Origin of the sequence: Martelella alba, assembly GCF_006516955.1 — a bacterium.
Classification (GTDB): Bacteria; Pseudomonadota; Alphaproteobacteria; order Rhizobiales; family Rhizobiaceae; genus Martelella; species Martelella alba.
In genome coordinates, this window is record NZ_VHLG01000004.1 from 407995 (window position 1) to 421293 (window position 13299).

Below are 13299 nucleotides of genomic sequence, written 5' to 3' on the forward strand. Positions count from 1 at the left end.
GGCGGCAGGAGGATACCATGCCGAATTTCCAGCATAGTGCGACCATTCCCGCCCGCGCGGGCGCCGGATTCAAGACCAGCCATGCCGACGCCATTCTCGCAGCGGAGCACCGGATCGGCTTTCTCGAGATCCATGCGGAAAACTATATGGGCGCCGGTGGCCATCCGCACCGGATCCTGGCGCGCATGCGCGAAGACTTTCCGCTGTCGGTCCACGGAGTCGGCATGTCGATCGGTGGCACGCGCGATCTTGATACCGCGCATCTTGAACGGCTGAAACAGGTCGTCACTCGCTATGAGCCGGGGCTCGTTTCCGAACATCTGGCCTGGTCCACCCATGAGAGCGCCTATTTCAACGATCTGCTGCCGCTCCCCTATACCAGGGAGACACTCGACCGCGTCGTCGCGCATATCGACCAGGTCCAGACTGCGATCGGCCGGCCGATCCTGCTTGAGAACCCGTCGAGCTATCTCGTCTTCGACAGTTCAACACTCAGCGAGACCGAATTCCTCGACGCGGTGAGCCGGAGATCCGGTTGCGGCCTGCTTCTCGACATCAATAATGTCTATGTCTCGGCCATCAATACCGGCTTTGATCCGCTGACCTATCTGAAAGCCTTTCCACTGGAGCGCGTTGGCGAGATCCATCTGGCAGGACATGCGGCAGAAGAGGATGACGACGGCCACCCATTGCTGATCGACGCACATGACCGGCCCGTCGCCGATCCCGTATGGGCGCTTTACGCCTTTGTCATCGCCCGAACCGGCCCGCTGCCGACACTGATCGAATGGGACAATGACATTCCCGACTGGCCGGTCCTGATGCGCGAGGCAATCCATGCCGAAACCATCATGAATGAGGAGGGCAACAGCCTGCTTCTGGGTGCGCGTCATGGATAGACCGCAAGACACTGGATCTTTCGCCGCCGCCCTGCTGGATCCCACAGCTACAGCCCCGGACAGTTTAAAACACCCATTCGGCGGCGCTGCGGCCTCCCGTCTTGCGGTCTACCGCAACAATGTGACGGTCGTCCTGGCGGGGGCGTTAAGCGATATTTTCCCCGCAACCGCAGACCTTCTCGGCGCCAGGACATTTTCGGCAATTGCGCGTGATTTCATCCGCGCGAACCCGCCAGTCTCACCGGTTCTGGCGGATTACGGGCATGACTTCCCCGCTTTCCTTCAACATCTGCCGCTTTCCAGTTCACTGTTCTTTCTCGCGGATGTCGCCCGGGTGGAACGCGAGATGCTGACAGCCTTTCACGCCGCAGACAGGCAAGCCCTTGCCGCCGCAACCCTCACCGCTTTAGCCCCCGAAGCGCTTGGCAGCTTAAGGCTTGCAACCCATCCGGCAACGGCACTTCTTTCCCTTTCTTCTTCAGCGGCGACCATCGTGCAACGCTTCAGACAGGGCATCCCCCTTGACGGCTTCGACCCGTCACCGCCGGAAACGGTGCTGGTGACGCGCCCTGCCCTTGATGTGGCGCTTGACGTGCTGGCAACGGGCGCTGCCCCGTTCATCGCCACACTGCTTCAGGGTGAGAGCATTGCCGAAGCCCTTGCCGCAGCTCTGGATGTTGACGCGGACTTCGAACCGGCGACCGGCTTCTCGCTGCTTCTTTCATCCGGCGCCTTTGCCGCCATCAAGCAGGAGACGCAATCATGACTCTGACCTGCCGCATCAAACGGCTTCACACCTGCGCGGTCGAGCAGGCGGACAACATGCTGAAGGATTGGTTTCCCGGGCTTTTTGCACGCTTTGCCTTTGCCGCTGTGCTGCTGCCTTTCTTCATAAGCTCATTCCGCACCAAGGTGGAGCCAGGATTTTTCGGCTTTTTCCATGTCCGTGCATCGGCCTGGTACCAGATCGCCCTGCCCGCCGTAGACGCAGCCGGTGGCGATCTTTCAAAAATCGGCTTCTTTCCCTGGGGAATAATCGTGCTGCTTGGCACCTATGCGGAAATCATCTTGCCGTTTCTGATCGTGTTCGGGCTTTTCACCCGGATCGCGGCCCTTGGCATGATCGGCTTCATTGCCGTGATGAGCCTTGTCGATATCACCGTTCATCAGGTCGATGCTGCAACGATCGGTTCGCTTTTCGACCGCTTCCCGGATGCGACCATTCTGGATCAGCGTCTCTTGTGGACGATCCCGCTGGTGCAACTCGCCTTTTATGGCGCGGGCGCGATTTCGCTGGATCGCCTTCTGTCGCGATTCTGCCGTGCAGCTTGATAAAATGGAAACGGCGCCCGCAAGGGGCGCCGTCAGATTTCTGACAAACCTTAACCCCTTCTCTAACGTCATGCCTGTGCTTGTCACAGGCATCCAGCCGACGCGCGTCCGCGCGGCGAAAGACTCTGCTTATTCAAATTCTTAAGAGTATGGATCCCCGTGACAAGCACGGGGATGACGACGGAGGTGATGGCTATTCCACCCCAAAATGACAAGCTGAATGACTTTGTCAGCAAGCTGACGGCGCCCGGAAGGGGCGCCGTCACAACAACCTGTCAGATCAAAAGGGGCCGTATCAGGCTGCCGTCATGGCTTCTTCGCGTTTCACATCAGCCGGAATGGTTTTCATTCCCTCGCCAGCGCTCGTTTCAATGGCGATACGGCGCGGCTTCATCGCTTCCGGGATATTGCGGAGCAATTCCACGTGAAGCAGGCCATTTTTCAGCGAAGCGCCACGCACTTCCATGTGATCGGCAAGCTGGAAGCGGCGCTCAAAAGCGCGCTTGGCGATGCCGCGATAAAGATATTCGCTGCCTTCATCCTCTTCCTCAAGCTTTTCACCCTTGACCGTCAGCACATTGGCATGGGCTTCGATCGAAAGCTCGTTCTCACCGAAACCGGCAACAGCCATCGAGATGCGATAGGCATTCTCGCCGGTGCGTTCGATATTATAGGGGGGGTAGGCAGGCGACTGGTCAGGCTGGCCCATCGTGTCGAGAAGATTGAAAAGACGATCGAAACCGACAGTGGAACGATAGAGAGGCGAAAAATCAACGTTACGCATGGTGTCCTCCTTTGAGCGACTTTGCGATGTTAACCAACCGGCGTCCCGTAAGCGGCAACGACCGGTGGCGGATGCGAACCCTTATCAGCATCCGCGTATCGAAAAGTTGGGTATTGCCTCAAACCATTTCAAGAGGCTACAATCCCAGCCGGACAAGAGGGGCGGAGGATCGAACTGCAACCGGCAATAGAGGCATTTTTCAAAGCGGTTTGGGTTTTCCTGAACCGGATATGAATGGCACGTTGTTGTTGTGTTCAGCTTATCTGTTGCATCTCTTTCTGGCCGGGATTACGGCGCACCCGTCCCGGCGTCGTCAATACTCTTGACCCAGTATTGGCGATTTCCTTGACCGGAGCCTCTCGCTTCTACCCCTGTATAAGCGGATGGTTCCGGTTCTTTTCTTCCGTTGTTCCATGATTGACTGAAACATCTGCCAAAGCGACTATATGCCGGTTTCGCTGTCCTTTAGCCGATGGCCCATACATGAATATGTTGACAATGCCACTGCAAAACCCACCCCCTGAGAGCCACGAGACAGGTCTGCTTTCCCGCCCTGACGGGACCTGTCTGCGCTTTGGTCTTTTCCCAGCATCCACTGCTTCCGGCACGGTGCTGATCGTTACAGGGCGTTCCGAATATATCGAGAAATACCATGAGACCGCAGCCGATCTCGGTCAGGCCGGTTATGCGTGTGCCGTACTTGATCTGCGCGGCCAGGGCGGCTCGACACGGATCATCGCAGACCAGCGCGCAGGACATGTTGACCGCTTTTCCGACTATACCGAAGATCTCCTGGCCTTCATCAGAAGCGTTCAGACGGCAGGACTGCCTGAGCCCTTCTTCCTCATGGGCCACTCGCTTGGCGGGCTGATCGCGCTTTCGGCAGCAGCACAATTGCAGGAAAGCCTTGCCGGACTGATCCTCTGCGCGCCCTTTACCGGCCTTGCTGGACGGCCGCTGCCCGAGAGCATGCTGCGCCCGATTGCCCGCGCTTTTGCGCTGGCTGGCCTTGCGAAGCGTCCCGTCGGCCGCCATGAGGAGCCCCGCAGCTTTCACCAGCAATCCCTGACATCGGACAGCCGGCGCTATCAGCGCAACATGGAGGCCGCACGCGGCACGAACTACCTTCTCGGCGCACCGACCTTCGGCTGGGTCGCAGAAGCGCTCGGGCAGATTGCCCGCATCACCCGCCCGCATGCCCTGGCCCGCATCGATCTTCCTGTCCTCTTGCTGTCTGCCGGACGCGATACGATCATCAAGCCCGCCACCCAGCGCCGCATTGCCGGACAGCTGAAGACATGCAAGCTGGTGGAAATCCCCGGGGCGGGCCATGAGATCCTGCAGGAAACCGACCCGTTGCGGGACAAGGCGATGGCCGCAATTATCGATTTTCTTGGTGAAAATCTCAGACGTTGAGGATCGCCAGCGCCTCGGCATGCAGTGCAGCACTTCCGGCGGCAACGATATCGCCCCCCTGTTCCGGCCGGCCGCCGCTCCAGGTGGTGACCACACCGCCAGCCTGCTCGATCAACGGGATAAGCGCTGCAATATCGTAGGGCTTCAACCCGCTTTCGACCGCCAGATCCACATGTCCGGCAGCCACCATGGCAAAGGCGTAGCAATCCGTGCCGTAGCGGGCGAGACGCACCTTATCCTCCAGCCGGTTATAGCGCTCCAGCGCCGAACCTTCGATGATGCGGGGCGAGGTGGTGAAGAGCGTCGCATTGGCCAGCCCGCCGCAATTGCGCGTTTCAAGGGTCACATCACCGCCCGGGCCGGAGAAATGCGTTGCTTGGCCGTCGGCAAAGAAGCGCTCACCGGTGAAAGGCTGATCCATCAGTCCCATGAAGGCGCGCCCATCGCGATATAGTCCGATCAGCGTACCCCAGACCGGCAGGCCGGAAATGAAGGCGCGCGTCCCGTCAATCGGGTCAATGACCCAGACATATTTGCGATCAAGGCCGATATTGCCATGCTCTTCCCCCAATATGCCGTGATCGGGAAAGGCTTCGGAAATCAGCGCCCGAATGGCCGCTTCGGCAGCGCGATCCCCCTCCGTCACCGGGTCGAACCCGCCTTCTTCCTTGTTGTCAACGTTGAGCCTGCTGCGAAATCGCGGCAGGGTTTCGGCCCGGGCAGCATCTGCCAGGCTGAAAAAGAAATCACGGTCGGGGAGCATCGGGGAATTTCCTTGGAGAAGTGATCATCGGTCGCGGCGATACTAGAGCGGTTCTGCGGGAAACGAAAGCATTCAGCCATGACGTTGAATTTCATTTGGCCGACGTCTTAACCAGACTCCCGGATGAAAGAAAGGGCATGAAGCTTAAATAATGTGCAACAATATCCTTTGCGTAAATTTCAGGCATTAAAGCTTGACATTCCGGCAAGACGACAGTAATGTGAAATTACAGTCTTTCGACTGTGAATACCCTCCTTGGGTGTTTCCTCCCTAGACTTAACCGCGCCCGAGGCGCGGTTTTTTTTCGAAACATCATCAAGCGACGCAGGGTTATTCAGCAGCCAGACGCGGCGTACCCAGAATTTCGCCAGCCTGCAGTGCAAATTCTGCAATGAAGAGTGACAGCGCCTGTTTTAACGCCGGAAATTCTGGCCGCCGCTGCAGCGTTTCCTCATCGACATAAAGCCGCCGCGAGACTTCCACCTGAAGGGCGTGAACGTCATTGGCAGGGCGGCCGTAATATTCTGTGATGAAACCACCGGCATACGGCTTGTTGTAAACAGTCGAAAATCCCATCCGCTCGAAAATTGATACCGCTGCATAAGAAAGCGCCCGCGAGGCGCTGGTGCCAAACCGGTCACCAATGATGATATCCGGCTTGCGGCGATAGCTGCCGGCGGAAACCGAGCCCGGCATGGAGTGGCAGTCCACCAGTATGGCATGCCCAAAATCACGTTTGGTCTCGCGCAGCAGCCCCTTCAGGCTGGCATGATAGGGCTTGTAGATATTGTCGATGCGGAACACCGCTTCTGCCGCTGGCAGCCGGTCTTCATAAATATCCATATTCTCGGCGACAATACGCGGGATGGTTCCAAGGCCCGCTGCGACGCGCACCGATGTCGTATTGGCATGGGCCGGCAGATCACCATCAAACATCCGCGGATCAAGCTCATAGGGCTCCCGGTTCACATCGATAAAGGCACGTGGAAAGAAGGCGCGCTGCAGCGGCGCCCCGCAGGCCGGTGCTGCGGCAAAAAGCTCGTCGACGAAGACATCCTCCGAGCGCCGTACCTCATGCGCATCCAGGCGCGCGGCAGCCAGAAAGTCCGGCGGATAAACACGCCCCGAATGCGGCGAGTTAAAAACCAGCGGCACCGTCTGCTCTTCCGGACGGATTACCTCGAAATATAAAGTCTCACCTGCAGACGCACCGGCGCCCTCATGATCGTCGTTCATGTTGCCTTCTGTCACTGTTTTCGGCATGAAATCTTAAGCGGTCGATTCGCCGCTGCCAAGCCCTGCCCTTATGGGGGGCCATGCAGCGTCTTCACGGCTTGTTTACCCGGCCGGGCCTATCAAGGGGGCTGGGATAAATGCCGGTATTCCGGGGATGGTTAAGCTCAATGGTACTCAAGATCCTTCTTGCCGAAGATGACAATGATATGCGCCGCTTTCTGGTCAAGGCGCTGGAACGGGCGGGCTATCAGGTCGCCTCGTTTGATAATGGCGCCAGCGCCTATGACCGGCTGCGCGAAGAACCCTTTTCTCTGCTTCTGACCGATATTGTCATGCCGGAGATGGACGGGATCGAACTGGCACGCCGCGCAACAGAACTCGACCCCGACCTCAGGGTCATCTTCATCACCGGCTTTGCCGCGGTTGCGCTCAACGCCGATTCGCAGGCACCGCGCGACGCAAAGGTGCTGTCCAAGCCCTTCCATCTGCGCGATCTGGTTGACGAAGTGGAAAAAGTTCTGGCGGCCTGAGCGACGCTTTCGCCTGTAATATCGGCTACCGACAAAAAAGCTTCAAAAAGCTATTGACGCGGCGGCCAGATTTTGAAATACACCGCGCCACGGATGGGCGTGTAGCTCAGCGGGAGAGCACTACGTTGACATCGTAGGGGTCACAAGTTCGATCCTTGTCACGCCCACCATCCAATTCTTTGTATCAAAAAGGCTTTCGTGAAAACGAAAGCCTTTTTGCTTTCCGTCGCCTCCCTGACCAAAAGCGCCACACGCAGCGCCGTTTCAATATTATGCAGCAATAAAATTGACGGTAATCCCATTGTCGGCATTGACCCCTGAAAATCTATGATGTCACCGTTCAGCGCCCCTGCTGAATTTCAAACGAGAACAGGAAAAGGCGTGATCATGGACGAAAACCAAACCGGTGACATGGCGGCCGATGCGATTATCGTGATGGGGGTCAGCGGCTGCGGCAAATCCTCGACCGCCGCTCTTCTGGCAGACCGCATCGGTGCCCGCTTCATTGAGGGCGATGCGCTGCATCCACGCGCCAATATCGAGAAAATGCGCCAGGGATTTCCGCTTGATGACAACGACCGCTGGCCCTGGCTGGATCGGATCGGTGCGGTTCTTGGCGAGGCGGTCGCCAGTGGCACGCCGGTCATCATCAGCTGTTCAGCACTGAAAAAGGCCTATCGCGACCGGCTGCGCAAAGCGACCGGCGGACCGCTGGCCTTTGTCTATCTCGAGGGCCCGGAAGAGATCCTTGCCGACCGGATGAGCCGGCGCGAGGGCCACTTCATGCCGCTATCACTGCTGAAAAGCCAGATTGCGACGCTGGAAGTGCCAAGCGGCGAGGCCGGTGTCGTCACCGTGTCGATTGCCGGTACACCCGAGGAGATCTGCACTGCCGCCCTTGAGAAGCTGATGACACTGCACTTTGCCTGATCAGAAGGTATGATGTCTGGTCGCTCAGCCGGTAATGATCGGCGGATCACTCTCGCCTTCGACAAGCACCATTGGCCAGACGATCTGCTGCGGCGTTCCGGCATATTCCTCGGCAAAGGCCGGCAGGGTCGCCAGCAGGCTTTCACCAAGCCGTGTCCCTACCGCCTCGGCATCGAGGCGGAAGCAGGTGACGCGTGGCAGCAGGAACCGCCCGACCGGGCTCTCGCGTTCGGCGATGATGGCAAGATCACTGCCCGGCACCAGCCCCTCCTCGCCGAGCCGGCGGTAAAGCCCGACCGACATCATCTCTGCATTCAGGATGACGGCTGTCGGGCGCGGCTTCAGGGCAATGATATGGCTGGCAACCGCATAACCGCCGCTTTCCTGCCCCACCGCACGAAAGACAAGTGACGGGTCAAAGGTGAGGCCGCGCGCGGCCAGGCCGCGGCGATAGCCTTCGAGAAACAGCTGACAGAGATTGACATCGGTATCGGGAACAGCAACCGCGATCCGGCGATGACCACGATCAAAAAGCCGCTCGACCGCCTGCTCGGCAATACCCTCGAAATCGAGATCGATCCAGCGCGCCCCGGCTCCGGCCGACTGGCTGCGCCCAAGCGCGACGAAGGGCATGCCAGCCCGTTTCAGAAAGGCAAAACGTGGATCCTCAACGCGGGTCGCGGAAATGATCACGGCATCAACGATCCGGCGGGCGACCATGCGTTTGAGATAGGCATCCTGCGCTTCGTCACGCGGACAGAGCAGCAGGATCAGATCAAGACCGTGACGAGCCAGCACCGCCTGCAGACCAGAGATCACACGCGGGAAGAAATTCTCGCTCGCTGAACCAACGGCCGAATCCTGCTCCAGGATCAAACCAACCGTCCGGCTCACCCCCTGTCGCAGGCTCCGCCCGGCCTGATTGGGGACATAGCCGAGCTGCTCTGCCGCCTCCAGCACGCGCCGCCGCGTTTCGGGATTGACATCCGCCTTGCCGTTCAACGCCCGCGACACCGTTCCGATGGAAATTTCGAGGTGCTCGGCAAGCTGTCGAATTCCTTTCATTCCACGTTTTCCTCCCATGAGTGACGTACATCTATTGACACTTCGCATAGCATAGGTCTAACGTCGTAAACGTTTACGGCGCACATATCGAGCAGTTTCCTCCGGAAAGGGCCGATTCGGCCCTGCTTTTCAACAGACGGGCCGCGAACCGGGAGGATCGCCTGAAGCTGCGCTGACTGACCATTTCAATGACAGAAGTTTCGGGAGGACCTTCATGACGCATTTTCACAAGATCGCATTGACAGGCGTGGCACTGGCCGGCCTTGCAATCGCCGCTCCGGCCTTTGCCGATCCGGTCGATATTCAACTTTGGGCGGTAGACCGCGACGGTCAGCCGGCGCCGCAACTGGTTGACGAATTCAACAAGAGCCAGAGTGATATTCATGTTGAATACCGCCAGCTCCAGTTTTCCGATCTGCTGAGCGATGTCATGCGTGCCTACGCCATTGGCAAGGCGCCGGATATCTATGCCGTGGACGTTCCCTTCAACGCTATGATGGCCTCCAAGGGCGCACTTTACGACATGACCGATCTGGTCAAGAATTCCGATGTCCTCCATATCGACGACTATTATCCCGGTCCCGTCGCCTCGGCGACCTGGGACGGCGAGCTTTATGGTGTGCCGAAATCGACCAATACGATCGCCCTCTACTACAATGAAGACATGTTCAAGGCTGCAGGCATCACCGAACCGCCGAAAACCTGGGACGCGCTGATTGCCGATGCTCAAAAGCTGACGGACAAGGACAAGGGCGTTTATGGCCTCGCCTTTTCAGCCGAGGCCACCGAGGAAGGCACCTTCCAGTTCCTGCCCTGGGTTCAGATGGCCGGAGGCAGCTGGCAAGATGTCAATGGCGAGGGCGGCGTGAAGGCGTTGACCACCTGGAAGACCATTCTTGATGACGGGCTCGCCTCCCCGGACACGATCTCGCGAAGCCAATGGGATTCCACCTCCACCTTTATCAGCGGCAACGCCGCCATGGCGATCTCCGGACCCTGGGAGCTGGATCGCATGGCCAAGGAAGCCAAGTTTGACTGGAAAGTCGCGCTGCTGCCGGTTCCGGAAGATGGGGCAGAGCGCTCTTCCGCCATGGGCGATTACAACTGGGTGATGTTCAAATCGACCAAGCACCCGAAGGAAGCCTTCAAGGTACTGGAATATCTCGCCTCGAAGGACCCGGAAATGTTCCAGCGTTTCGGCCAGCTGCCGCCGGAGGAAAATGTCGACATTCCCTCCACCGGCAATCCGAATATGGATGAAGCGCTGAAAACCTTTCAGACGCAGTTGAAATACGCCCAGCCGCGCGGTCCCTCGCCGGAATGGCCTGCCGTTTCCAAGGCGATCCAGGATGCGCTCCAGCAGGCGCTGACCGGGGCGAAAACCCCGCAGGCCGCCCTCGACCAGGCCCAGGCCAAGATCGACAAGGCTCTCAACTAACCTCCCGGGACGTGACACACACGTCGATGACAGCCCGCACCCTGCACGGGGTGCGGGAGCGGACCGGCCTTGTCTTCGGCCCATAGGAGTTTCACCGCCATGCGCAACCGAATATCGACATTATGGGACGGGCGCGGATTCGACCTCATTTTGATCGGCATACCGCTGATCTTTCTGATCGCCATCTCCGGCAGCGCCATTGTCTACAATGTCCTGATGAGCTTCCAGAGCGTTGACATGTTCAGCCTTGGCCAGCTCATTCGCCCCTTTGTCGGGCTCGACAACTACAAGCGGATCCTGTCGGATCCCCAGACCTGGCCGATCTTCGGCAACACGCTGATTTTCGTGGTCGGATCGATCCTTGGCCAGTTTCTGCTTGGCCTCGGCCTCGCCCTCTTCTTCCAGCAGCGCTTTCCCGGCTCGACCTGGCTGCGCGGCCTTTTCCTCGTGTCATGGGTCATGCCCGGCCTTGTTGCCGGCGCAATCTGGAACTGGCTTCTGTCGGGTGATTTCGGCGTGATCAACTATTTTCTGATCAATCTCGGCATTATCGATCAGGCAATTTTCTGGCGCTCAAACCCTGATTTCGCCCTTTGGAGTGTGGTCGTTGCCAATATCTGGCTTGGAACCTCCTTCAACATGATCCTGCTTTCCGTCGGCCTTGCTGGCATTCCGAAGGATCTTTATGAGGCAGCGGCACTTGATGGCGCCGGCCCGTTTCGCCGTTTCTACACCATCACCCTGCCGATGATGCGCGCGACGATCGGCGCACTTCTGTCGCTCGGCCTGATTTTCACCCTGCAGCAATTCGACCTGTTTGCCTCGATCACCGATGGCGGGCCGAACAATGCCTCCAATGTTGCCCAATATTGGGCCTGGCAGCTGTCCTTCCAGGAATTTGATTTCGCTGGCGGTGCCACCGTCTCCGTCATGATGATCGTCATCGTGATCGCCGCTGCGATCTATTATGTCCGCTCGACGCGGCAGGAGGTTCGGGGATGACCCATACCAGCCTTCGCAACACCATCCTGATCATCGGCGCCCTCCTCCTGGCAGTCATCTACCTGTTTCCGCTCTACTGGATGTATGTCACGGCGATCAAGACGTCTTCCGAAGCCTTTGCATCACCGCCGATTTTCATCCCCACCCATGCGCAATGGCACAATTTTGTTGATGTCTGGATCAGTCGCGGCATGGGGCGCTATCTGTGGAACTCGTTCTACATCGCGACATGGTCCGTCGTGCTCATCGCCATTCTCGGCTCGGGTGCGGCCTATGTCCTGGCGCGCTACCGCAATCCCTGGATCGATATCGGACTGTTTCTGATCCTCATGCTGCAGGTTCTGCCGCCATCCTTGATGGTGACACCGATTTTCGTCGGCTTCTCGCAGCTCGGCATTCTCGACTATCCGCGCTTTGCCACCGTACTCGGCATCACCGCCAAGAGCATGCCCTTCTTCGTCGTGCTTGTCCGCGCCACCTTCATGAGCGTGCCGATGGAGCTTGAAGAAGCTGCCCTTGTCGATGGCAATTCCCGGATCGGCGCCTTCTTCCATATCGTCCTGCCGCTTGCCCGCAACGGCATCCTGGTCAGCGGCATCCTCATCTACATGCAGGCCTTCGGTGAATTCGTCTATTCCAAGACCTTCATTGCCGATGCCATCTACCAGCCGGCCAGCGTCGGACTGAACACCTTCATGGGCCCCAATACGGTCGAGTGGGACAAGATCATGGCCTATTCCTCAATCTATGTGACCCCCATTCTCGCCGTCTTCGTCCTTCTGCAGCGCAGAATCGTCTCCGGCCTGACTTCAGGAGCTTTGAAATGACAGCCCAGATCGAATTTGACGCGGTCGAGAAATATTACGGTCGCTACCACGCTCTGAAAAACATCAATCTCAGCATCGAAAAGGGTTCGTTCGTCGCCCTTGTCGGCCCGTCGGGCTGCGGCAAATCCACCCTTCTGCGTTCGCTCGCCGGGCTTGAAAAGATCAGCCATGGCGAAATCCGCATCGCCGGGGCGCGCATGAATGAGGCACCGCCACGCCGCCGTGACATCGCCATGGTGTTCCAGTCCTATGCGCTTTATCCGCATATGACGGTGGAGGAAAACCTCACCTATAGCCTCAGGACCCACGGGACGAAGAAGAAGGAGGCCCAGGCCAAGGCCCGCGCGGTTGCCGAAACGACCGGGCTTTCCAACCTCCTGACGCGCTATCCGCGTGAATTGTCGGGTGGCCAGCGCCAGCGCGTTGCCATGAGCCGGGCCATTATCCGCGACCCCAAGGCCTTTTTATTCGACGAACCGCTGTCGAATCTCGACGCCGCCCTGCGCGTCCATATGCGCAAGGAAATCCGCGGCCTGCATGACCGGCTTCATGCCACATCGGTCTATGTCACCCATGACCAGATCGAAGCCATGACCATGGCCGACAAGGTGGTGCTGATGCGCGCCGGTGAAATCGAGCAGCAGGGCGCGCCGCTTGAACTTTACGACAATCCCGTCAACCGTTTCGTGGCCGGCTTTGTCGGATCCCCGGCAATGAATTTCATTGCGGCAACGGTCGGTGATGACGGCCAGACGCTGAAGCTGGAGATCGCCGGTGGACAGACGCTTGCCTATCCCGGACGCCTTGATGCCGGACGCCGCGTGACCGTCGGCCTCAGGCCTGAACATCTTATGCTGGTGCGTGAAGGTGAGGCACAGCTGAAACTGAAACTGCGTCTTGCCGAGGCGACGGGTGCAACCACCTTCCTGTTTACTGACAGCGACCCGGAAGTCGCCATTGTCGTCAATGACCGGGAAAGCGTCACCCCCGGCGCGACACTTAGCCTGCGGATCGATCCCGAACGCATTCACCTCTTTGACCAGGAGACCGGCGTCAGAATCTGACGCCCTGGCCGTT

14 protein-coding genes and 1 tRNA gene are annotated in these 13299 nt (G+C 58.6%); 11 read left to right on the top strand and 4 right to left on the bottom strand.

The features are described from left to right. The first annotated feature begins 17 nt into the window (after positions 1-17). Genes bufB through FJU08_RS10680 form a run of 3 tightly spaced genes read left to right on the top strand, consistent with a single transcriptional unit; the run spans position 18 to position 2231 of the window. Positions 18-899, top strand: coding sequence for an MNIO family bufferin maturase (bufB, locus tag FJU08_RS10670; RefSeq protein WP_141148978.1), 882 nt, complete (start codon positions 18-20; stop codon positions 897-899). Continuing rightward, positions 892-1665 (top strand): HvfC/BufC N-terminal domain-containing protein, encoded by a 774-nt coding sequence (locus FJU08_RS10675; protein ID WP_181409804.1) that lies wholly within the window; start codon positions 892-894, stop codon positions 1663-1665. The genes bufB and FJU08_RS10675 overlap by 8 nt, the downstream gene beginning before the upstream one ends. Further along, the gene (locus FJU08_RS10680) at positions 1662-2231 is read left to right on the top strand and encodes a DoxX family protein (protein WP_141148980.1); all 570 of its coding nucleotides are present in this window, start codon (positions 1662-1664) and stop codon (positions 2229-2231) included. The genes FJU08_RS10675 and FJU08_RS10680 overlap by 4 nt, the downstream gene beginning before the upstream one ends. Before the next feature lie 295 nt (positions 2232-2526). Here FJU08_RS10680 and FJU08_RS10685 read toward each other — a convergent pair whose 3' ends face one another. Further along, entirely contained in the window at positions 2527-3015 is a 489-nt protein-coding gene (locus tag FJU08_RS10685; protein WP_141148981.1) for an Hsp20 family protein, read from the bottom strand. A gap of 498 nt (positions 3016-3513) precedes the next feature. On the opposite strand from FJU08_RS10685, the gene FJU08_RS10690 reads away from it, so the two are divergent. Continuing rightward, positions 3514-4431, top strand: a complete 918-nt coding sequence (locus FJU08_RS10690; protein ID WP_181409805.1) for an alpha/beta fold hydrolase — start codon at positions 3514-3516, stop codon at positions 4429-4431. Here FJU08_RS10690 and hisN read toward each other — a convergent pair. Beyond that, the gene (gene hisN, locus FJU08_RS10695; protein WP_141148983.1) at positions 4421-5194 is read right to left on the bottom strand and encodes a histidinol-phosphatase; all 774 of its coding nucleotides are present in this window, start codon (positions 5192-5194) and stop codon (positions 4421-4423) included. The two genes, FJU08_RS10690 and hisN, sit on opposite strands and share 11 nt — an antisense overlap. A 330-nt stretch (positions 5195-5524) precedes the next feature. Continuing rightward, positions 5525-6430, bottom strand: coding sequence for an N-formylglutamate amidohydrolase (locus FJU08_RS10700; RefSeq protein ID WP_141148984.1), 906 nt, complete (start codon positions 6428-6430; stop codon positions 5525-5527). Between the two features lie 167 nt (positions 6431-6597). Here FJU08_RS10700 and cpdR point away from each other — a divergent pair, with 167 nt between their 5' ends. The 3 genes from cpdR to FJU08_RS10715 all read left to right on the top strand — a co-directional run bounded on the left by cpdR (position 6598) and on the right by FJU08_RS10715 (position 7890). Then, on the top strand, positions 6598-6960 hold the full coding sequence (gene cpdR / locus FJU08_RS10705; RefSeq protein ID WP_141148985.1) for a cell cycle two-component system response regulator CpdR: 363 nt from the start codon (positions 6598-6600) through the stop codon (positions 6958-6960). Between the two features lie 95 nt (positions 6961-7055). After that, positions 7056-7130: transfer RNA gene (locus FJU08_RS10710), tRNA-Val, on the top strand. Positions 7131-7347: 217 nt separating this feature from the next. Beyond that, positions 7348-7890 (top strand): gluconokinase, encoded by a 543-nt coding sequence (locus FJU08_RS10715; protein ID WP_407943697.1) that lies wholly within the window; start codon positions 7348-7350, stop codon positions 7888-7890. Positions 7891-7914: 24 nt separating this feature from the next. On the opposite strand, the gene FJU08_RS10720 is transcribed toward FJU08_RS10715, so the two are convergent. Further along, entirely contained in the window at positions 7915-8955 is a 1041-nt protein-coding gene (locus FJU08_RS10720; RefSeq protein ID WP_141148986.1) for a LacI family DNA-binding transcriptional regulator, read from the bottom strand. A gap of 214 nt (positions 8956-9169) precedes the next feature. Between FJU08_RS10720 and FJU08_RS10725 the strand changes: the two genes are divergently transcribed. The 4 genes from FJU08_RS10725 (at position 9170) to FJU08_RS10740 (ending at position 13286) form a co-directional block, all read left to right on the top strand. Beyond that, on the top strand, positions 9170-10393 hold the full coding sequence (locus FJU08_RS10725) for an ABC transporter substrate-binding protein (protein ID WP_141148987.1): 1224 nt from the start codon (positions 9170-9172) through the stop codon (positions 10391-10393). Positions 10394-10492: 99 nt separating this feature from the next. Next, positions 10493-11395: a carbohydrate ABC transporter permease gene (locus FJU08_RS10730; protein ID WP_141148988.1), complete on the top strand. Its 903-nt coding sequence runs from the start codon at positions 10493-10495 to the stop codon at positions 11393-11395. Then, on the top strand, positions 11392-12222 hold the full coding sequence (locus FJU08_RS10735; protein WP_141148989.1) for a carbohydrate ABC transporter permease: 831 nt from the start codon (positions 11392-11394) through the stop codon (positions 12220-12222). Before FJU08_RS10730 ends, FJU08_RS10735 begins: the two co-directional genes overlap by 4 nt. Next, positions 12219-13286, top strand: a complete 1068-nt coding sequence (locus FJU08_RS10740; RefSeq protein ID WP_141148990.1) for an ABC transporter ATP-binding protein — start codon at positions 12219-12221, stop codon at positions 13284-13286. Before FJU08_RS10735 ends, FJU08_RS10740 begins: the two co-directional genes overlap by 4 nt. Positions 13287-13299 lie beyond the last annotated feature (13 nt).